This is a genomic window from Nonomuraea sp. NPDC003709 (genome assembly GCF_040610775.1).
Lineage (GTDB): Bacteria > Actinomycetota > Actinomycetes > Streptosporangiales > Streptosporangiaceae > Nonomuraea > Nonomuraea angiospora_A.
Map to the genome: position 1 here is coordinate 47,162 of NZ_JBEXMW010000041.1, position 20,864 is coordinate 68,025.

A 20,864-nucleotide genomic window follows, 5' to 3' on the forward strand; every position below is an offset into this window, starting at 1 on the left:
TCCCTGCCGATAATGTCATCCGTGCAGGTCATCGGGCGTCCCTGACCGCGACCGACATGCGCCGGCTCTGGCGTTCGAAAGGGGCAGGGCAACGGCAGGATGATCACTTGTGCTTCTTCGCCTGGCCTACCTGGCCGTCACGAACGTTTTTGCCGCGCTGAGGTTGTTGCCGCTGGGCGATCGGGACAAGGACGTCGAGATTCTTGCCTTGCGTCACCAGATCACCGTTCTCGAACGGCAGCTCGGCGCGGACACCAGGGTGAGGTTTGCTCCCGAGGACCGAGCCTTCCTCGCCGCGCTCCTGTCATCGTTGCCCCGCGAGGTCTTGTGCCGGCTGCGGCTCCTCGTTCGCCCGGACACTGTCCTGCGCTGGCGCCGCGATCTGCTCAAGCAGCGGCACGCCCGCACCTGTCGGCCGAAACGACCTGGGCGTCCGCCCACCGTGCGGTCCATCCGCCTGCTCGTTCTGCGGTTGGTCCGGGAGAACCCCTCGTGGGGGTACCGCCGGGTGCACGGTGAACTCGCGACCCTCGGCATCAAGGTTGCGCCCTCCACCGTCTGGGAGATCCTCAAACAGGAAGGCATAGACCCGTCCCCTGACCGAATGTCGGTCACGTGGGCAGACTTTCTGCGGTCGCAAGCCGATGCGCTCCTGGCCTGCGACTTCATCGAGACCATCACCTTGAACGGGCAGTGCCAGTACATTCTGGCGGTCATCGAGTACGCAAGCCGGCGCATCCGCGTGCTGGGCACCACCGCCAACCCAACCGCCGCCTGGGTCACCCAGGCGATCAGGAATCTCGTCATGGATCTGGAGGAGGCAGGCTGCCGGGCGCGCTTCTTGATCCACGACCGGGACGGGAAGTTCCCGGCCCCGACGGAGGAGCTCCTCGCCGACATCGGCATCCAAACCGTGCTCACCAGTATCCGGATGCCGCGGATGAACGCGGTCATGGAGCGATGGGTGCAGTCGTGCCGTCGAGAGCTCCTGGATCGATGCCTGCTCTGGAACGAGCGCCATCTGCGGAATGCCTTGCGCGAGTATGAGGAGTTCTACAACCGGCACCGGGCCCATCAAGCCCTGGACCAGGCGGCTCCACTCCGCGCCGTCCCCGATCCGATCACTGATCCAGCCGGAATCGTCGACCTGAAGGTACGCCGACGAGATCGGCTCGGCGGAGTACTCCACGAATACTCACATGCTGCTTGAGCTGGGTGGATGAGGTTTTCGGCAGGCGCAAGGTCGGCGCCCTTGTCGGAGTCCGTGATCCCTGGCCTGGAGACGTCGTTGTGGGAGGAGTTCCTCTCGCCGGCGAATCTGGGCAGGGCGTTGAGGCGTGTGGAGGCCAACCGGGGCGCGCCGGGTGTGGACGGGATGAGCACGGAGGAGTTGCGGCTGTGGGGCCGCGAGCGCTGGGCGGGTGTTCGGGAGGCGCTGGACGCGGGCACGTATCGACCCGTACCAGTGCGCCGGGTGGTGATCCTCAAGCCCGCCGGTGGGGAGCGGTTGCTGGGAGTGCCCGCTGTGCTGGACAGGTTGATCCAGCAGGCGATCGCGCAGGTCCTGACGCCGATCTTCGCCCCGTCCTTTTCGAGTTCGTTGTTTGGGTTTCGCCCGGGAAGTCCGCCCATCAGGCGGTGCGGGCCGCGCGGTGAGTCATCGACGACGGCCTGCGATAGGTCGTGGACGTCGATCTTGAACGGTTCTTCGACCGGGTCAACTTCGACATCCTTATGGCGCGGTCACCGGTTCGTGCGCTATGCCGACGACCTGTGGGTCTTCGTGCGGAGTGAACGAGCCGCCCGAAGGGTGCTCGACTCGGTCACAACCGTGGTCGAGCAGCGGCTGAAGCTCAAGGTGAACCGGGAGAAGTCCTCGGTCCGGCACGCGTCGCAGGCGACGCTGCTGGGGTTCTGGTTCTACTTCACCCGCTCCGGAGTCAAGATCCGGGTCGATTCCAAGGCCGCCAGCCGGCTGAAGGATCGCATCCGGAAGTGCGGGCTGACACCGATTTCGCCGATCACCTGGACGGCGGCCATCGGCCCGATCCTGGGGATGCTTGGCATGAGCTCCCGGGCGAGGCGAAAGGGCACCATCATCTCCTTGACCTGCGCATCCAGCTTGGCGAGCCTCTGATCGAGAAGATCGAGATGCTGCAGGTGCAGGCGACACATCAGCGCGTGATGCTCATTGAAGCGGCCCTCCAATGCCATCGACAGGTCACCGATTTTGGCGCGCATGCGGCCCAGCGCCAGCTCGGCCATAGCCGCACCGCGTCATTCCCCATCGATGCTCCCCGCCTCCTCAACGAATACTCAACAAGTTCTCAACACCGCCCGGCGCACCATGTGGATCGCCAGTTGACAACAGGACCAAGGGGGCAACATGCGAGTCGGGACCAAGGCGGTAGGAATGCTGGTTACGACCAGCGCGATCATGGCAGCGACACTCGTGAACGGGCCGGCCGCGTCGGCCACCCCGTCTCCGTGCTACGCGTACAACTCCTCCATCTCCAACCTGGACGGCGGCTACGGCGTGATGAAGGGCTCCTACAACCTCAAGAAGGGGCCCTATGCGGACCGGTGCGGGAACGTGACCAGGCTCGGCAAGGGCCGGGTCATCTACTTCCACTGCTGGGTTCGGAACGGGCGCGGCAACCTCTGGGTCTATGGCCGGGTGAAGGGGACGGGGACATACGGCTGGATGTCCGTCGACAACTTCAGTTCCATCCGTCACTCGAACTACGAGACATGCAGGCCGGACGCCGATCGCGACCACTCGTAGAAAGGCTCCTCGGGAGAATCAAGAACCAGCGGCCATCACCTCCATCCTGGCGGCGGGTCTGCTAACCCCCGGACCAGGAGTGCTTGGGCTTATTGGACAGGGGACAGACGAATGGTTGACACGCCAAGAGCAACGGCGTTCCTTCTCGGGCTGGTCTTGGCAGCAAGCCTCGCTGCCTGTTCATCAGACGGAGGCCAGCCCCGGGCGGGAGCGGACGCCGGCCACAGGTCTTCGGAGGCTGGCACCAGTGAAGACTTCGCCCAGCAGAACATGATCATTACGGCTGTCTGCTCGCGGGGGAACGGCAGCGGCGGAGTCATCAACGTCGATGGCTGGAACCCGAAAAGCTGGAAACACCTGGCGCATACGGAGTTCCAACTGCCGGACACGGCGATTGTCGAGTACGACAGATCCGAGCCCAACACCGCCGTGAGGCAACTGTGCGAGCCCGATGAGCTGCCTGCTGATGCCGAGGATGTGACAGCCATCCGATCACTCTTCGACCAGGACTTCACGAAGATGGCCGTGGTCACCCAGGACCCGCAGACCGCAGCGACTCATGTGGGGTATGTCGATCGTGCGGGCAAGTTCACCGACCTGACCGGGAACGAGGACTTCGGCAACACTCCGCACGAGCAGAACGCGGCCTTCTCCCGGGACGGGAGCGCGGTCTGGTTCACCTACGAGGTGACCGACCAGCCTGGGATCTCCACCAAGGACCGGATCGCGAGCCGAGCGCTTGCCGGGGACCACAAGGCGGTCGACCAGTTGGAGGTCAGGACTGCCCAAGAGCTCATCATGGTGGGGAGAACTCCGAGCAGGGCCGTGGTGGCCGGCAGCGCCTTCCTCTCACCGGACGGCAAACGCCTTCTGGCGAGAGGTTACGTCCTGGACGTCCCGGCCGAGGGCCAAGGGGTGAGCCCGGACCTCGTGGACAAGGGCAGATACATCTCCTGTGGTGGTGGCTGGCTCGACAACGACACGGTGCTGTGCAGCGCGGACGGCAGGTTCGCCGCGCTCGACATCGCCTCGGGGGCGAAGCCTGGAGCGCCCATACTCCCCAGCAACGACCACGACAACCACGCCATGGTGATCTCCCCCGACGGTCAGAGATTCGCCTTTCTCTCCCAGAAGGGGGCCGCGATGGATTACTACCTTTGCGACACCAAGCCGGGATCCACGCCCCAGAAGGTCGAGCGAACCGGGAAGTTCTCCGCGCTCGGCGACACTGCCGCATTCATCGAATGGCGCTGAAAGCGCACGCCTCCGGCGGGGACCGTCACCATGATCAACCACGTCACCGTGGCCCGTACGTGGCAGTGGGCAATGGGTGAGAGCAACCGCGCCGGATCCGGAACCTTGCGCCGATCTCGGCAGCCGAACCGACCAACGCGTTCTGCTAAATGGAGGATTCGTGTGAATCGGCTCAGGTGCGTACTCGTGGCGGTGGTGGCCGCCGGTCTTCTCACTTCCTGTGGAGGAGGTGCGGCAAGCGATGACTCGGGAGGGTCGCACGGGGCCCGGACCGGCACGGGGACGCCGTCCTCGTCCGCCTCGCCTGAACGTGTGGCGCCGAGAACACAGCTGTCGGTTCCCAGCCTCTATGACACCTCCCGCGGCTGGGAGTCAGATCTGCCGGGAACCCAGATCCCCCTGCCGCATTCCGGGGCGGTCGCCGTCTTCCGGGAAGGTGGCAGGAACAATGGCACCTTCACCGTGCTCGATGTGACTAGCGGCCAAAGCCTGTGGAAGACCGAGGTGAAAGGCCCCGGCATCGTGTCAGCGTTCTCGGCCACCGTAAATGGAAAGGACTACCTGGTCGCCGCCGCGTCCGGCGCCAAGGGCGCCGACGTCGTCAGCAAGGGACGGGAGGTCACCACGATCGACATCTTCCCCGCCCGAGCCACCGGAGACAACGTCGCGCCGGCGCATCATCTCGAACTCGATGGCGACGGCGCGGTCAGCGACGGTGGCAGCGGGCTGCTGGCGTCGTTCGACGAAGACGTGGTGATGACCGTGGATCCGGCCACAGGCGCGACGAAGACGTACGACCTGAAGAAGATGAAACCCCCGGCCAGCGAGTGCAAGCTGTGTTTCGCCTCGACCGAGGCTGTAGCGGTCACCCCTCGCGGGCCACTGCTGGCCACCAACACCCAGCCCCGCCGCCACTACTGGGTGCCGGGAGTCTGGTCGGGCGGGACTCTCACCACCGACAGCGAGAACAAGCTCTTCATCGCCCCGGTCGAGGACTCCCTCGTCGCACAGTGGCGCGACAAAGGCGCACCCAACGACACGTGGGCCGTCCTGGACCCCGCCACGGGAAAGGTCCGCGCCAGAGTCGACTGCGCACCGGATCAGCGCGTGACGGCCGACGACTCCAAGGGAGCCTCCCTGTCCGCCGACGGACGCTATCTCGTCCGCAGCCACACGGCCTTCGACCTGGACAAAGGCACCGGCCACTGCTTCGAGGAGACCGACCAAGACAAGCCCGTCCATCTCACCGGTGTGACCGATACCGGCGTCGCCTTCGGTATCGGCGCCTCGACCGCCGACCAGGCCGACCCGCGGGTCACCATCGACCTCGCCACAGGCCAAGTCCAGCTCGGCGACTACGTCGTGGCTCCCTTCGGCGACTACTCCGGATACGGTCTGTTCTGGGACGACTCCACAAACACCATGGTCACCTATCCGCACGCCAAGTGACCTCCCGCGTAGGAGCACGACCGCGCTCAGCGGTACAGCCGTAGCAGGCCCCTGGATACGCCCTAGCTGATGCTGGGGCGAACCGGGAGAAGACCGGAACCTGTGTGAAGGCCGCTGCACACGCGAAGGAGCAGGCCGTAAACGAACTATTTGACGTCATCGCCACATGGTTCGACGGCCGTTCGACCACGAGCATGGTGGTGTGGGGGTGGCCCATGCTGGTGTGGGGCCGTGTCGGGAAGGTCATGTTGTACTTCGCCGCGCTGTCCATCGTGTTGGACCTTCTCGACCCCCACAAACTGCGAATGCGGGGCGGCGAATTGAAGGCTCGCGCTACCGGCGCTCTCGCCCGTGCCCGGCTCAGGCTGTCTCAAGCCGGCGTGGCCAGCCTCAACACGAATGTCCGGGAGCAGTTCATGCACGGACACGCCTATGATCAGTGGGGCATTACCTACTACGTATTGGCTGAACGTAGCCGTCCGGGCTACGTTCTCCGCGCGCTGGGCTGCTCGCTTGAGGAGTACCAGGCCTTCCATCAGAGCGTCATCGCAGAGCTGCCCGCGTCCACGTGGGGGACGACGGCAATCCATGCGACCGCGAGCACGACGCTCTGTGCGCCGGACAGCGTCGTCACATTTCTATGCGGATCGACGCGTTCCTGACGGAACATGTGCCCGCTGATCGGCAACGGTTCTTGGATGAGGGCTGGAGCTGGCTGCTCGCCAAGGCAGCGTGGTGGGCTGTGAGGGGCGCTTTCGAGCTGCTTCTCGGCGCGCTCCTGCATCGCACTCGGCCGCTGCATCTGTTCCGCTGGGCGGCGTTCGCCCTGGTGCTTGTCGGCGGACCGCTCGACATGCTCGCCGCATGACTGCCGGTAAGGAAATCACCACATCCCCACCGAACCGGACTGGTGATCACCGCATGGCGAACGCTTTCCCACGCCCGCATCACTTTCACCGAGACGCATCGGCCGACCCTGCGTGGTCGACCCGGGCGAACCGGCCACCCTGTGCCGCCTGGTGGCCGAGGCGTATCGGTCACCGAAGCCGCCCGCACGCTCAAAATCCGGCCCATCCACCACCTACACGGCAATCTCAGAACACTGACCAGCCATTACCTCAGCTGGCGGCCGTTTCTGCCGCCAGTTTGGCACCCCACATGAGGAGTGAGCTGGGAGCGGGTCATGCTTGTCGCCGGGCGGGCAGGAGTTGGTCGAGAACGGCCCGCCCGATGGTGCCGACGAGGTCGATGATGGTGCCGGCGAGGACGTTCGCGGCCTGGATGATCTGATCGCGGGCGGCTTGCAGGGCGATGCTGAAGCTGGCCCGGTCGGGGTCGAGGTCGGGCCTGGCGTGCGCGGCGTCGGCGATGGCGATCCGGATGATCTGGTAATTGCTGAGCAGGGCGTAGACCTCCTGGGCGATGCCGGGCATGGTGCGGGCGCGGAGCACGCGGCGGCCGAGCATGGATTTCTTGATCGCGAAGTAGGCCGATTCCACTTCCCATCGCTCGTGATACAGCTTGACCAGGTCGAAGGCGGGATAGCGGCGATGGTCGAGCAGGCTGGTGGCCAGCCGGTAGACACCGGTGCGCCGTCCGGCTGCGGTGGCGATGGTGATCTCGCATTCCACGATGCGCACCGGCACCGGTCCGATCAGCGACAGGAACGAGCCGTCGGGCAGGCGTCGCAGCATCGGCGGCTTGCGGGTGGCGGTCAGCCGGGCCAGGAAGGCCGCCGGGGTGTCGGCGACGGCGGTGAGGAAGGCGTTGGTGGCAAAGCCGCGGTCCATAGGACGATCATCTGCTCGCGCAGACAGCGCAGCAGCCGGGTGCCCTGGTGGGTCTCACTGGCGGTGCGGGGGCCGAAGGTGGCGTCGATGATGGCTCGGGTTCCGCAGGCGACCAGGGCGACCAGCAAGATCTGCGGGTAGCCAGATGTGGCGTACTGGTTGGAGCCCTTGCCCAGCCGGGCGCGCGTGGCCGGATCGTCGGGCACGTCTAGGTAGGTGCCATCGATCGCGACCACCAGCAACCCGGCCCAGCGCGCGCCTGTGGTCCGGATCGCGCTGGCCGGTCCGCGCAGCAGGTCGAAGAGGGCACGTACGGGAGCCACGCCGAGCCGGGTGCGAGCATGCCACAACGCGGTGGCGGTGACGTGGGGAATCGGCAGGCCGGCCAACGCTGCGGTGAGTTTGCGCCAGACGGCCAGGTAGCCGCATTCCTCGAACAACGCCGCTGTCAGTAGCAGATAGACCACCACTCGAGCGGGTAACTACGCAATCGCCGCTTAACGGCCCCGCACTCGGCCAGAGCCGCATCGACCATCTCAAACGGCACGATCTGGGTTAACTCACCCAGATGTCCCGGGGCGTGCAAGCCGTTGGCTACCGCGATCTCGCGGGTGATGACACATTGATCAGACAGCGGAGCTCCTCAGGTCGAACGGTTGGTCTTGGCAGACGTCGTTCTACCGGAGCTCCGCTTCTTTCGCTCAGCGAGCCATCACATCGAGATCATCCCTTGCCTACAGGCACGCGCGTCTTAACTTCACGGCCTTGGCCAAAAGCCCGCCACCGGGGCATCCGCGCTGGGAAGACCGCGGTGAGCTGAGAGCCTCCGACGAGAACGGGCCGGCGGTGTGGACGCTGGACACGCTCACCGACGCGGCCCGTGGGGCCGGCATCGACGTGCACCGCTCCCAGGTCCGCCGGATCCTGCTGAAGGAGGGGGTGAGATGGCGCCGTACCCGATCCTGGACGACCAGCAAGGCCCCCGAGTTCGCCGCAAAAGAACGATGATCGTCGGCCTGTACACCGATCCGCCCGCCGACGCGGTCGTGGTGTGCGCCGACGAGCTGGGGCCGATCGTTCCCCGCTCCTTTGCGCCCGGACCGGCCTGGTCGCCCGATGGCCACCGGATCAAAGCGCCGCTGGACTATGCCCGAGGACCGGACAAGACCTGGGTGTACGGCGCCCTGCGCATCGCCGACGGCACCGCGCTGACGATGACCGCTCCGTCCCGCAACAGCGCCTGCTACCAGCAGTTCCTGCAACAGGTAGAGGACGCCAACCCTGGAGACGGCGACATCTGGGTGATCGCCGACAACCTGTCCAGCCACAACAGCGTGGCCACCCGGGAATGGCTGGCCGGCCATCCCCGGATCCGGCACGCGTTCATCCCGATCGGGGCTTGCTGGCTCAATATGCAAGAAGCCTGGTGGCGTATCTTCCGACGGCACGCCTTGGCCGGGGTGTCCTTCGCCGACCGCGACGACATCGCTTACGCCACCCGCATCGCCACCACGCAGCTCAACCAGCAGGCCAAGCCCTGGGTATGGGGACGTCCACCGCCGTCTCCCCGCTACCTACGTCGACGGTTGGTCTATGCTCTTTGAGGAACGCAGCACTAGGGCCGGTGCCGGTGCGGACGCGGGAGGCGTCTTCGCGGTAGGTGACGTCGCGGATGTGGTGCAGGGCCTCGACGCACCAGTGTCCGCGGATAACAATTGTCGACCTTGTACAGGCGAACGCGGTCAGGGGCCGGTGACTATCTCACCGAACGGTGACGGCAACCCTGACGGCAACCCGCGCGGACAGCCAGGTCCGTCGGGGCAGGTCGCCGTCACGTTGAGGGATCGACGCGTACGCCGGCCGCCGATTCACCGTCGGCTGGAAGATCACCGACGTCGACGAGGCCGCGATCGCCAAGCTCCCCGCCAGCGCCTGGCACGCCGCCGTCCGCCAGGACGGCCGGGTACACCCCCACGCTCACGTCGCCGAACTGACCGGCCTGGACCAACGCGCCACAGCCTGGGGCGTGCGCCTGCTGGTACGCCGGGTCAAGCCCTCGGCTCGCGACGCCCGCCAACTGACGGAACTGGAGACCAAGACCGGCTGGAAGTACGCGATCATCGCTACCAACCTCGGCCCGCGCGGACTGCGCGGCATCCCCGGCAGCCACCACGTGCAGTTCATCGACGCTGTCCATCGCGATCACGCTGAGGTCGAAGACCGGGTACGCACCAACAAGGCCGTGGGCCTGCGCAACCTGCCCTCCAAGACGTGGAATGTGAACGTCGGGTGGGTACTGGCGGCCAACCTCGCCGCTGACCTGGATGCCTGGACCCGGCTCCTCGGTCTGCATGACGAGCCCGCACTCGCCCGCGCCGAACCACAGACACTGCGCTACTGCCTGAGGCACCTGCCCGCCCGCCTGGTCTGTCACGCCCGCCAGCGGATCGTGAAGATCAGTACCACCTGGCCGTGGAAGCACGCCTTCCTGACTTGCTGGCAGCGGCTCAGCGCCCTGCCAGCACCCACCTGACCATTGCCAACGCGTCCCCCAGATCCCGGAAGGAGGAGTGCCGGTTTCATCGCGGCCCGTGGAACCGCCGCCCGCCCGAGCGTCCCGGGCAGATTGCCGTGCCACCATCCACAGCGAACAGGACGATCAGGCGGAAACCTCCACCAGCCGAAACTGATCAGGAGGGACGGCCACCCGTGAGTCATCGAGGTCAACGAGCCTGATCAGGCAAGCAAGCAGAACCAATTTTTCCGGGACTCGATCAATTCCCCGGAATCAACGAGCCGGCGGCATTCCGCGAGAATATCCTCTCGACTGCTGCGTTCTCCGGAAACGGCCTCCCAATGCATGACCATGCGCCAGTCATCGAAAATTTCGCGGCCCTTTTCGTCAATATCCACATCGACTTCTCGGCCTCGGGTATCCGCCATCCAGCAGCCGATTCCGTGAACTGAGTAGCGCGTCCCGTCCTCAAGCGTGCCATCCCGTGGAACAGCCCCCCGCTGCGCCATATGGACCACGTCCTCGATGCTGTCGGCATCAGCGATCTGAGCAATGACCCGATCACGAAGAGAACGCAGCGCGGCCTCGAAAGACCGCACTGCGTCGATCGCTGTCCATTCAGTCACTAACGAAGCCTATCAAAGCCCACGACAGACCAGGACTCCAGAACGTCTTCGATATCCCGGTAGCCCTTGAACGGAAGCTCCACCACCCTGTATGGCACGTCGATCTCGGCACGCTTCGCCGCCGCTATTCGATGGTGCCCGTCCACGACGAAAAGTTTGGCGTCGTGCTCCACTACAGAGATCGGGTCGCCTTGCCATCCATCAGCGCGCATGCTCTGCGCTAATGCCCGCACGTTCCGAGAGGAAGCATTCCCTTGGATCGAGTGTGTCCTTTCGAATTCCCAAGGAGAGGCGGTTCCGCAGTTGTGAACGAGTACGGGAGCTGTCCCGGCCAGCACGTAGTACGTGTGGGTGTCGGCGATGGTCAGGTCATAGACGGCCGGGTGATTGCGCTGCACGGTGGTGCCGACGACCTGGGCCGTCGCGCCACTGGGAGTGCGCAGACGATCGGCACCCGTCAGATGATCGGCGCGGACCCACTGGCGGTCCTTGGTGTCCCAGAACAGGTGGTGTTCGGTGGCAAGGATGACGCCGGTCTCGTCGCCCTTCTTGCCGTCGGTGTCGACCGTGATCTGGACGAGATTGAGGTAGCCGACGCCCGAGAAGGCGGCGACAACCGGCTTCGGCACGGTCCTGCCCGTCAGCGGGTCGGTGGCCAGGACCTTGTCGCCGGGCCTGATCCGCTCGATCGCCTTGCTGGTGCCGTCCGCCAGCTTGACCATGGTGCCCGCGGCGAAACTGTTGCAGCCGGATCGTGCCCCGGACGTGGCTCGTGTCTTGCCCGCTGCCCTGCCCGCTGTCCTACCCACCGCGGCCTTGCCCGCCGCGGCGCCCGCGGATTCGCCGCCTCCGGCCGCTGCGCCGCCGCCGCGGCCCAGGGCGTTCCTGGCTTTGCTGGCCGCCTTGCTCGCCGCTCCGGCGACGGCCCTGCCGGTCGCTGTAGTGGCGAGTTTGCCGAGTGCTGCGCCCACGCCCTTGCCGACGGCGCCGCCTACCGCACCGGAGATGGCGCCGACCGCTGCGGCCTTGAACGCGCCCCCGGCGCTCCATTCGTCACGCGGTGTCGAGACCAGATAGCCCGCCAGGTTGCCTGCCGCTCCGCCCGCGGCGGCGCAGCCGATGCTGCCGACTCCTCCCGTAGCCACCTCGCAGCCGACCGTGACGACGACCGAGACGGTCACGTTGACGATGGTGGCCTTGTGCTCGTGCCAGATCTTCTTCGCCTTGCAGCCGAAGCTCCAGCGACCGCAATGGGGAGGGCTGCTCGGCGGAGGAGGTGGCGAGTACGAGCCTCCGCCACCGCCGCCACCGCCACCGCTTCCGCCTCCTCCACCGGAAGGCGGGTTGCAGGGGTTTGACGGGATGACACCGCACTGGGTACCGCCGTCGTACATCAGCCCCGTGGGGTCGGAGCCGGTGACCGGGTTGTTGTCGGCATAGGCGTAGCCGTTCCAGCTCTGCGGGTCTGAGACATCGAAGACGGGGTCGACGGAGATGAAGCGGCCGGTTTCGGCGTCGTACTCGCGGGCGCCGAGGTGGGTCAGGGCGGTGGCCTCGTCGATGATGCCGCCGACGAAGCCCTTCTGGCCGGGCCAGGACGCCGGTGCGAGGCCGCGTTGCTGACCGAACGGGGTGAAGCGGCGGCGGCTCGTCTCCTGCGTGGAGGTGTCATCGACCGAGGTGTCAGCGGTGCCGTGATGGTCGGCGCCGAGCCAGGTCACGCCCTTGCCGGTACGGGTGGCGATGGTCTGCCCGGCGAAGTCGTAGTAGCGGGTCGCGCTCTTGGCGCCGGTCTTGGTGTCGAGCCGGATCTCCATGCCGGCGACGTAGAGGGTGGTGGAGGTGGGGTCGCGGCGGATGAGCCGTTCGCCGTCGGCGTCGTAGAGGTAGGTGCTGACGCCGGAGGGGTCGGTCGATTTGGCGAGGTGGCCTTCGATGTCCCATTCCAGCAGGCGGCCTGAGCCGCGTTCGGTGGTGTTGCCGGCCTTGTCGTAGGTGTAGGTGTCGATCTGACCGTCGCGCGGGCCGCCCTCATACGCGACGGAGGTCAGCGTGTGCGGTTGCGGTTTGCCCGGTCCGGCGTAGGTGTAGGTCTTGGTGATGTCCCCGGTCGCCTGGTGGTCGATCTCCTTGGTACGGTTGCCGACGGAGTCGTAGGCAAAGGACTGCCAGTACGATGCGGGCCCGCCAACGATGTTCTGAGCAGGGGCGGCGGCGCAGTCACCGGTCGTCGTCGTCCAGGCGTCGGTCAGGCGTTGCAGGTAGTCCTGGCGGAAGCACTGCACGTCGGGTGTCTGGCCGGAGGGCGTGTCGGCGATCTTGGTGATGTTGCCGGACGGGTCGTAGGTGTAGTTGGTGTCGGCCACCGAGATGGGGGCGGTCTCCCGCTCGAACACCGAGCGGGTGAGCCGGTTGGTGCCCTCCTCGTAGAAGTTGGTCTCCTTGACCCGCTTCAGGCCGGTGCTCATCGTCATGTCGAGGACCTGGCCGAGCTTGCCGTAGGTCGTCGAGGTGACGTAGTTGGTCAGGCCCCGCATGGTGGTCGGGTTGCCGAGCTGGTCGTAGTCGTACAGGAGCGTCTCGCCGAGCAGGCCGCCGGCGGCGGGCAGCACGGTGCGGTGCACGGTGCCGTCGGGGTTGTAGTCGGTGGTGGTCTTGTACGTGCTGGCCAACCCGCCTTCGGCGGCGGGTATGACGGTCTGGGTGCCGGTGGGCCGGTAGGCGTTGTCGTAGCCGGTGACCGAGCTGGTGTAGGCGTCCATGGCGCCGGTGGCCGCGTTCTTGACATAGCGGGTGGAGCCGGTCGGCTGGCCCTTGACCACGGTGCCGTCGGGCAGCTTGTCGAACGTCCACTCGGCGAGCTTGGTGCCCGAGGCTGAGGTGCCGGCGTATTCGGCGGTCTTGCGGCCGAGGGCGTCGTAGGTGAGGAACAGACTGGAGCCGCGGGCGTCGGTGACCGTCGTAAGCAGGTCGTTCTTGTCGTCGTAGGTGAGCTTGGCGGTGCCCTTGTCGGGGTCGTCGACCTGGACCATCCGGCCGCGCAGGTCGTAGTGGTAGGTCCAGACGTTGCCCGCGGTGTCGGTGATGGTGGCAGGCTGTCCGGCGCGGGTGTAGGTGTACTTGGTGGCGTCGTAGTCGCCGGTCGGGGCGTCGCCCTTGTACTGGCGGACCTCTGTGGTCTCGCCCTGCCCATTCGTGATCTTCGTGATGGGGGTGGAGCCGGCGGGCGGGTCGACGCTGATGCGGTCGCCGCCGTACGTGGTAGTGGTGCGCCACTGCTCGGTGCCGCGCTTGCGGAAGATCTGCGCGGTCGGCCACTCCATGCCGTTGTAGACGGTGACGTTCTGTCCGGGCACGTCGTCGTCGCTGTCCGGGACCCACAGCGTGCTGCCGGGATTGCCCTCGGTGTAGTAGTCGGCGTTGGTCTTGTAGACCAGGCCGCGGGTGTCGTAGAGCGTGTCGTTGATCAGTCGGCCGCCGCCCGGCGCGGGCTCCTGCTTCTGCCTGGGGCGCAGGAGTCCGTCGTACAGGGCGTACCCGGTGGTGTAGGTGGCGCCGTCGGCGCGCAACGTCGCGGTGGAGACGGTGGTGGGGCCGTCGGCGCGGATCTGGTAGCCGAACTTCATGTTCGGGGTCGAGGCGTAGCTGGTCTTGGCGTGGCCGGGCAGCCAGACGCCCGTCAGCCTGCCGAGCGGGTCGTAGGCCAGGTCGGCGCGTTTGCCGTTGGCGTCGGTGGTCGCGGTGGCCAGGCCCCAGGCGGGCTCGATCTCGGTGGTGGTGACGTGGCCGAGGGCGTTGGTCTCCTGCTTGGCTGTGACCAGGCCGGTGGCCGGGGTGTAGGACGTCCTGGTGGTGGTGCCGTTGACGTCGGTGACCACCAGGGGGCGGCCGTAGACGTCGAAGGTGGTGGAGCCGGCGGTGACGTACTGGGGGCCGCCGTTCCAGGAGCCGAGCTTCTCGGTCCTGGTGACGTCGCCCTTTGACGGTGCCGCGCCGAAGGTCCCGCCGTCGTAGTACTTGCGAACGTCGGAGGTCACGTCGGCCGGTCGGTCGGGAGTGACGGTGCACGCCTTCGTGACAGTCTCGACGCGGGTGGCGTAGGAGATCATCCAGCGGGCGGCGTCGCGGGCGTAGGTGGTGCGGATGCACTGGTCGTCTTCGTCGGTGGCCTGGTCGCCGAGGTCGTTGACCTGGGTGGGCAGGCCGTCGCCGTTGTAGTCGGTGTCGGTCGTGTTGTACCGCCAGCCACCCGACGCCAGCGCGGTGCGGGTGCGCTCCTTGTCCTCGCGCACCATGCTCGCCGTGGTGGTCCCCCACGAACGCACCCGCTTGGCGGTCTGCTTCGTCCAGTAGCCGGTGATCGTGCCCGTCATGGCGGGCCCGGTGGGGCCGTCGTAGCGGATCTCCTCGCGGACGCGGCCCTGCAGCGGCTCGGCGTCGTCCACGGCCGTGCCCGTGGAGTCGATGACCTTGACGTCGCGGGTGCCACCACCGGACAGTTCGTCGCCGTCCATGCCGCGGAAGTAGGTGAACTCGGCTTTGGAGCGCTGCTCACCCGGGGCGCCGCGCAGTACCCGTACCTTGCCGTAGCCGCGCCACTGTGACCAGGTCTTGTACTTCTCCTTGGTCAGCCCGTCGTCGTCATCGTGGTGCCAGGCGCCGCCGCCTAAGTATTCGTAGGTCTCCAGCACGTCGGGGGCGCCGCCGGTGCGGTCGATCTGCTGGACCTGGGTGACGACGTACTTGTGGAACCAGTCGAGCTTGGGTGAGGTGGCGCCCTCTGGCGACCAGTACTGCGGGTAGCAGCGGCGGGTGTTGTAGTCGGGATCGGGGGTGCTCCCGGCGGTGCAGTCCTCGTCGGAGTAGGCGATGGACAACGCGCCGCCGGTCTCGTTGTCGATCGCGGAGACGCGCCACTTGGTCAGCGGCGGCCGTCCTTCCAGGGCGTCGACCCGGTTGGGGCGCTGCACGCCGGCGAACCTCACCGGCGGCAGGGACGCCGTCCCGCCGACCTTGCCGGTGTGCTGGATCCCGGCCAGCCACAGCGCCGCCGCCGTGCCGTCGCCGGGCGCGCGCATCTGCTGGTCGAGGGTCCAGGTGTCGACGTCCTTGTACGCGCTGCCGGACAGTACCTGGGTGGTGACGGACGCCAGCCGTTTGCGCGTCCAGAACGTGGGTGAATACCGGTCGAGGCATTTGTCGCCGGAGTCGCAGTTCTGGTCGTAGGGGACGTCGGGCCAGTACTTGGCGTTGTCCTTGGTGAACTTGCTGTCGGCGCAGTCGAAGCTGGAGGTCGGGATGCACCGCTCTTTGACGTCGAAGTTCACGCGGGCCGGGGCCGAGGTGGAGAAGATCGCGTCGGAGCGCTGGCCGTAGTCGATGCGCTTGAGGTAGCCGCCCCGGTCGTAGACGGTGGGAGTGCCGTTGGGCACTCCGTCGGTCAGGGTGGTGACGTCGCGGCGGTAGTAGTTGGTCTCGCGGCCGTACCAGAAGGTGCTGACGGTGCCGTGCGGGTCGACGACGTAGTCGAGGTTCCACCGCCAGGCCTGCCGGCACCAGGAGTCGGAGAAGGAATCCTTGTGGCAGGGCTCCCCGTCGTCGTCGCCGAACACCGGAACCGTCCACGCCGACTGGGTCTCGGCCTTGCCGCTCGCCCAGCCCGGCAGGTGGTTGCGGCCGAAGTAGTACTGCGTGCCGTCGGGGGTGGTGACGCGCCAGTACTCGCCGTCGTCGTCGCCGTTGTCGGCTCCCGACAACTTTTCGATCTTGGAGCCGTCGTCGTCCTTCGGCTGCCAGGTGCCGGTGGCGTCGTCCAGGATCAGTTCGGTCGCCTGGCCGTTGAGTGACAGGGTGGCGTTGTGGTTGCCCCAGCACTGGTCGTTGCGCTTGGGGGTCACGCCGTCGTCGGCGCACGCCTTGTACCTGCGCTCGACGAATCCGGGCCAGTAGTCGAAACCCTCGCCGATCCAGGACGCCTGGTTGTTGGTGGCCACCGTGCGGCCGTCAATGCTCCCGGAGGAGTACACGAAGCCGATGTTCGGGGTCGGGCCGCCCGGGGTGGGCGGCAGCCGGAGCGGATAGGACCAGGAGAAGGCGCCGCTCTGGTTGCTGACGCTCCAGGTCGCCGACGGCGACAGCGAGGTGGCCTCGTACGTGCCCGCCGCGCCGGACGGGGCGGCCTCGGCGGCCAGCGTGGTCGCGCCCGTGGCAAGGGCGACGTCGGCGGCCAGCCGGCCGGTCTTGACATTGTTGCTCGTCGGCAGGGGTGTGCGGGTCTGGCATTCGGGCAGGTCGGGCGTGGTGGCTGCGCACGCCGGGAGTTGGACCAGGCGCAGGCGGGAGGCCCAGTCGCCGCCGATGGCGTACCGGAAGGCCGAGTAGTCGACCTCGACGGATAAGCGAGCTGGGGCGTTCTGGGCGGTGAGCTGGATGCCGAGGCCCTTGATCTGCGATCTGTCGGCGGTGCGTGCGTCGAGCGTGCGCACCTGGACGGTGGTGGCCCCCTGCGCGCCCTTCGATCGGGTGGAGGGCGCGGTCCGGCCCAGCCAGACGGGCAGGCTTCCGGCTCGTGACCTGGCCCTGCCGTCGCTCGGCGCGGTCGCGCCCGCTGTGGCGGGGTTCTCTGCGCTGTGGGACGGCGTGTCGCCGGATGCCGGGACGGTCACGGTCGCGGTGCCCGGTTGCGGCCAGGACACGGCGGGCGCGTCCTTGAGGTCGTATCCGGTGCCCGGGTCCGTCAAGGGCCCGCGTGCCTTGGCGGTGCGGCCGGGCACCGGATGTTGCTCCTGGGCCTGCTGCCAGGCCGGGTCGTCGGTCGCTTGAGCGGCGATCGGCGCCGTCAGCGTTGCCGGCACCACGACGGCCAGGATGGCGGCGATCTGGATCCAGCCTCGCCTAGAACCGGACACGGCTTTCCTCCCGAGGGGGCGTCGGTGAGCGTGTGGAGCGTGGGTCTAGTCGTCGATGGGCAGGTTCATCGCGATGTTGATGACCTGGCGGTCGGTCAGGGTGCCGGTGTAGGCGCGGACGTCGTCGATGTCGCCGCTGAAGTAGTCCACGGCGGCGCTCTTGTACTTGGCGCGGCCGATCTGCAGCGCGCCTGCCGCCCATCCGCCGGTGACAGGGCGCTGGTCGTTGAGCTGGCCGTTGACGTAGAGGCGGATCTGCTTGGCCTGCTCGTCGTAGACGCCGGCCAGGTGGGTCCAGGTGTTGAGCGCCGAGCAGTCGATGGGCTCGGCCGAGGTGGCGTGCGTCAGGGTGCCGCTGGCGGCGTCAGGGGTGGTCGAGAACGACCAGTGCGGCACCGCGACGCCGTTTTCGGCGATGAGCCGGTAGCCGAGGTAGAAGGAGCTGTAGGTGGCTCCGTCCTGGGCCAGGACGGTCATCGCGTGGCTCGGCAGCACGCAGGTGTCGTCGCCTGACAGGCGCACCCAGGCCGTCACGGCGTAGCTGTGGTCGGTGCGGAGCGGCGCCGACGGGGTGGCCGCGTAGCCGGTGGTGCCGTTCAGGCTGAGCGCGCCGCCGCCGTCGAAGCCGTCGCCGGTCCAGATGGCGCCGCCGCCGAGCGCTGCGGGCCAGCGGCTGTCGGTGGAGTTGACCGCCGTGGTACCGGTAGTCTCCTCGAACTTCCACCAGCCGCGCTGGATGGGCGGCTGTTTGGCCATGGCGGCGATCTCGTTGCCGAGCGCGGGGTCGTTGACGGTACGCGGGTCGTCGGACAACTCCCGCTGCCAGATCTTCACCTCGTCGATGTCGCCGGCGAAGTTCTCGATGTAGCTGCCGTGCGACTGCACCCGCCCGAGCTGCAACGGGCCGGTCGCGTCCCACGGCGGGTACGGGAAGGCGCCCGTCGTCGTTTGCAGGATGCCGTTGACGTACAGCCGCAACTGCCGTTCCGGCGCGTCCCACACCCCGGTCAGATGCGTCCAGATCCCGGTCGTCGGCTCGGCGTCGCTGATCGCCCGCACGATGGTCATGTCGTCGACGTCGGCGTTGAACTTGCTGAAGATCCACCGCTTGTAGCCGGAGGAGTAGTAGAGCTGGAAGCCCGAGCCGCGCACGGCGTTCTGGCTGACCACGGTGGAGTTCTTGGTCTTGTCGTTGAGCAGTACCCAGGCCGAGACGCTCATGCTCCTGTTGGTGTGCACCACCGGGCCCTCCGTGCTGCCGTACCCGGTGCTGCCGTCCAGGCGGACTCCGCCGGCCACGCGGCCGCCTGCCCAGGTGGTGCCACCGGCGAGCGTCAGGGGGTGGGTCGTCGCCGCGGAGTCGGCCGCCGTGGTGCCCGCGGTCTCGTCGAGCCGCCAGTGGCCCTCGGGGCCGAATCCGGCGTTGACGTAGAAGCTGTAGACGGCGGGGGTCTTGCCGACGTTGCCCGCCCGGTCCACCGGGAAGACGAACAGGGCGTTCAGCCAGTCGTGGCGGGGCGCGACCCGCATGTTCACGATGGTCTGCCCGGCCGGGATCGAGATCTGGGTGGCGGGGGTGGCCAGCGCCGGGTCGTCGAGCGCCCATCGGAAGGCCGACACGTCGCTCTCGCCGTCGCCGGGAGCCAGCGTGAATCCGCCCGCCCACCCCACGCTGCCCTGCCAGACGTCCGGAGTGTCGGCCGGGTAGTCGAGGGAGCTCACCTTGGGTACGGTGGCCGGGTCGATCGTGTCCACCGTGAACTCACACCACTTGCTCCACGCGCTGGAGTCGGTGCCGTCGTAGGCCTTGACCTTGTAGCCGTAGGTGTGGCCGGTGGTGAGCCCGGCCAGCTTGACCGAGTGGTCGGTGGCCGAGGTGGTGTACTTGTAGGCGGTCCTGCCGTCGCCGGGCATGGTCGAGGTGATGTCGTCCCACACGCCGGTGGCCGCGTTGTAGTGGTGCAGGACGAACTCCGCCCGTACGCCGTCGTTGGCCTTGTCCGGGTCGTAGATCCGGGCCTTGAGCTGGAGCGGGTTGGCCGCGTCACCGGCGTTGACCGCCGGTCGGGCCGCTCCGGTGACGCAGGGCGTGGCCGGGTAGGTGCCGATCCCCGACGGTGCCGCCGGCGGGGTGTTGTAGTCGATGACCAGCTTCGGCGCGCTGCTGAAGCCCTTCCACCCCCACACGCCGCTGCTGCTGTCGTTGGAGTCCCTCAAGCCGAACGTCGTGTTCGACCAGCCGCTCTTGGCGGCTTTGACGATCGCGCCGGTGACGTTGAACTCGATGCCCTTGTCCGGGCAGGAGGAGCTGTAACCGGCGTCGGAGGCCACGCTGTCCAGATGGTCACTCCAGGACGGCTGGCGGTTCCAGGTCGTCGAGGTGGAGATGCCGCCGGTGAGCCACAGCTGCACGGCCTGCGGGTCAGAGGTGCAGCCCCAGGACTTGACCTGCGTGATGCGGAACGTGGCCTTGAGGATGTGCTTGCCGTTGACGTTGTTGGAGTCCATCCGGAAGAACGACCGCTTGAGGCCGCTGCCGTAGTTGCCGGCTTCCGGCATGTGGCTGGAGTTCCAGTACTCCTGGGCGGGATAGGACTTGTCCACGTATGTCCAGGCGAGCTTCGAGCCTGACCACTGCGGGTCAATGTAAACAGGGTAGGTCGTGCCGGGAGAGGTCAGCAGGCTCTTGTCCGGCGTGATCGTGATGCGGTCCCGGGCCACGTCCACCCCCATGACGGCTTGCCTGCCCTCGCTCGACGGCCCGGCCTTGAGCATCGCGGGGGCAGCTGTCGTACTGGAGGAGTCCCACATCCTCGGCGTCGGCGCGTGGAACAGTTCGGTTCCCGACTCGGTGACGGCGCTGAGGCCGCCGGTCGCCGTCTTGCGCACCGTCAGCCCGTCCGCGCGCAGGCCGAAGGCGAGCTGGTTCAGCGCGGGGTTGGCGGCGGCCTGCCTGGTCTTGACCACGAGAACCTCGGAGAAGCCGAGAACCGACGCGGTGACCTTCAAATCGACGCCGGGCAGCACCTCGCCGTAGGTCGCGGTGTCTCCTTCGAGCACCGGCTTGGGCAGGCTTCCCGGCCAGGTCATCGCGACCGAACGCCCGTCCTCTCCGATGGCGGCCAGCGGTGCCGCCCCGCCGCCGGAGAACGTCAGCTCCAGCGGCGTCGCCACCGTCCGCACACTTCCGTCCGCGGCGAAGACCAGACTCGGGTCGACGTCGGCCCACTCGCCGCCGCGCCGTACCCGTTCGGGCAGCGCTGAGGTCTGCGAGGTGAACGTGCCGTCGGGGTTGGCGAACACCTGGCGGTTCTCCGTACGCAGAGACCAGACCTCGACCTGCTGCTTCGTGCTGCGCGCGCGGTCGAGGGCTTGCCGTTCCGTCTGCGCGGGGACGTCCCCCGTCGCCGCGCGTACGGGCGTCGTCGTCACGGCTACGGCGCCCAGGCAACCGGCCATCAGCGACAGGACGACGGCAAGGATTCCACCACGGGTACGGCGGCGCATGAAGCCTCCAGAGAATCGGCGTGACGGATT

The 20,864-nt window shown here is 67.4% G+C and carries 14 protein-coding genes and 1 pseudogene; 10 read left to right on the plus strand and 5 right to left on the minus strand.

Translation table 11 applies throughout. From position 1 onward, the window contains the following. Positions 1–109 precede the first annotated feature (109 nt). The 7 genes from ABZX61_RS60465 (at position 110) to ABZX61_RS60495 (ending at position 6,356) form a co-directional block, all read left to right on the plus strand. Positions 110–1,210: an integrase core domain-containing protein gene (locus tag ABZX61_RS60465; protein ID WP_355210949.1), complete on the plus strand. Its 1,101-nt coding sequence runs from the start codon at positions 110–112 to the stop codon at positions 1,208–1,210. Between the two features lie 42 nt (positions 1,211–1,252). Then, positions 1,253–2,137, plus strand: a complete 885-nt coding sequence (locus ABZX61_RS60470) for a hypothetical protein (RefSeq protein WP_355210951.1) — start codon at positions 1,253–1,255, stop codon at positions 2,135–2,137. Between the two features lie 300 nt (positions 2,138–2,437). Further along, positions 2,438–2,785, plus strand: coding sequence for a hypothetical protein (locus ABZX61_RS60475; protein WP_355210953.1), 348 nt, complete (start codon positions 2,438–2,440; stop codon positions 2,783–2,785). A 111-nt stretch (positions 2,786–2,896) separates the two neighbouring features. Continuing rightward, the gene (locus ABZX61_RS60480; protein WP_355210955.1) at positions 2,897–4,039 is read left to right on the plus strand and encodes a hypothetical protein; all 1,143 of its coding nucleotides are present in this window, start codon (positions 2,897–2,899) and stop codon (positions 4,037–4,039) included. A 186-nt stretch (positions 4,040–4,225) separates the two neighbouring features. After that, on the plus strand, positions 4,226–5,488 hold the full coding sequence (locus tag ABZX61_RS60485; RefSeq protein WP_355210958.1) for a hypothetical protein: 1,263 nt from the start codon (positions 4,226–4,228) through the stop codon (positions 5,486–5,488). 104 nt (positions 5,489–5,592) lie between these two features. Continuing rightward, on the plus strand, positions 5,593–6,150 hold the full coding sequence (locus ABZX61_RS60490) for a hypothetical protein (RefSeq protein WP_355210961.1): 558 nt from the start codon (positions 5,593–5,595) through the stop codon (positions 6,148–6,150). Next, entirely contained in the window at positions 6,129–6,356 is a 228-nt protein-coding gene (locus ABZX61_RS60495; protein ID WP_355210963.1) for a hypothetical protein, read from the plus strand. The genes ABZX61_RS60490 and ABZX61_RS60495 overlap by 22 nt, the downstream gene beginning before the upstream one ends. Positions 6,357–6,669: 313 nt before the next feature. On the opposite strand, the gene ABZX61_RS60500 is transcribed toward ABZX61_RS60495, so the two are convergent. Continuing rightward, positions 6,670–7,278 carry a transposase gene (locus tag ABZX61_RS60500; RefSeq protein ID WP_355210966.1) on the minus strand — a complete coding sequence of 203 codons (609 nt, stop codon included), beginning with the start codon at positions 7,276–7,278 and terminating at the stop codon, positions 6,670–6,672. Continuing rightward, positions 7,203–7,813: pseudogene (locus ABZX61_RS60505) on the minus strand (transposase domain-containing protein). The gene ABZX61_RS60500 and the pseudogene ABZX61_RS60505 overlap by 76 nt, the downstream one beginning before the upstream one ends. Before the next feature lie 230 nt (positions 7,814–8,043). Here ABZX61_RS60505 and ABZX61_RS60510 point away from each other — a divergent pair. From ABZX61_RS60510 to ABZX61_RS60520, 3 genes are all read left to right on the plus strand, one after another. Next, a complete protein-coding gene (locus ABZX61_RS60510) occupies positions 8,044–8,286 on the plus strand; it encodes a hypothetical protein (RefSeq protein WP_355210969.1) in 243 nt (80 codons plus the stop codon). Continuing rightward, positions 8,283–8,882, plus strand: coding sequence for an IS630 family transposase (locus ABZX61_RS60515; RefSeq protein ID WP_355210972.1), 600 nt, complete (start codon positions 8,283–8,285; stop codon positions 8,880–8,882). The genes ABZX61_RS60510 and ABZX61_RS60515 overlap by 4 nt, the downstream gene beginning before the upstream one ends. 422 nt (positions 8,883–9,304) lie before the next feature. Next, positions 9,305–9,811 carry a transposase gene (locus tag ABZX61_RS60520; RefSeq protein WP_355210975.1) on the plus strand — a complete coding sequence of 169 codons (507 nt, stop codon included), beginning with the start codon at positions 9,305–9,307 and terminating at the stop codon, positions 9,809–9,811. Between the two features lie 203 nt (positions 9,812–10,014). Here the strand turns inward: ABZX61_RS60520 and ABZX61_RS60525 are convergent, their stop codons facing one another. From ABZX61_RS60525 to ABZX61_RS60535, 3 genes are read right to left on the minus strand one after another with little or no spacing between them, the layout of a single operon-like run. Further along, a complete protein-coding gene (locus ABZX61_RS60525) occupies positions 10,015–10,419 on the minus strand; it encodes a hypothetical protein (RefSeq protein ID WP_355210977.1) in 405 nt (134 codons plus the stop codon). Then, on the minus strand, positions 10,419–17,327 hold the full coding sequence (locus ABZX61_RS60530; protein WP_355210980.1) for a polymorphic toxin-type HINT domain-containing protein: 6,909 nt from the start codon (positions 17,325–17,327) through the stop codon (positions 10,419–10,421). The genes ABZX61_RS60525 and ABZX61_RS60530 overlap by 1 nt, the downstream gene beginning before the upstream one ends. Positions 17,328–17,372: 45 nt before the next feature. Beyond that, positions 17,373–20,834: a LamG-like jellyroll fold domain-containing protein gene (locus ABZX61_RS60535; RefSeq protein WP_355210983.1), complete on the minus strand. Its 3,462-nt coding sequence runs from the start codon at positions 20,832–20,834 to the stop codon at positions 17,373–17,375. Positions 20,835–20,864 lie beyond the last annotated feature (30 nt).

Bases quoted from the DNA above. Each gene is read 5' to 3' on its own strand.
- ABZX61_RS60475 (WP_355210953.1), top strand. From the start codon at position 2,438: ATGGCAGCGACACTCGTGAACGGGCCGGCCGCGTCGGCCACCCCGTCT.
- ABZX61_RS60515 (WP_355210972.1), top strand. From the start codon at position 8,283: ATGATCGTCGGCCTGTACACCGATCCGCCCGCCGACGCGGTCGTGGTG.
- ABZX61_RS60535 (WP_355210983.1), bottom strand. From the start codon at position 20,834: ATGCGCCGCCGTACCCGTGGTGGAATCCTTGCCGTCGTCCTGTCGCTG.
- ABZX61_RS60500 (WP_355210966.1), bottom strand. From the start codon at position 7,278: ATGGACCGCGGCTTTGCCACCAACGCCTTCCTCACCGCCGTCGCCGAC.
- ABZX61_RS60495 (WP_355210963.1), top strand. From the start codon at position 6,129: ATGCGGATCGACGCGTTCCTGACGGAACATGTGCCCGCTGATCGGCAA.
- ABZX61_RS60480 (WP_355210955.1), top strand. From the start codon at position 2,897: ATGGTTGACACGCCAAGAGCAACGGCGTTCCTTCTCGGGCTGGTCTTG.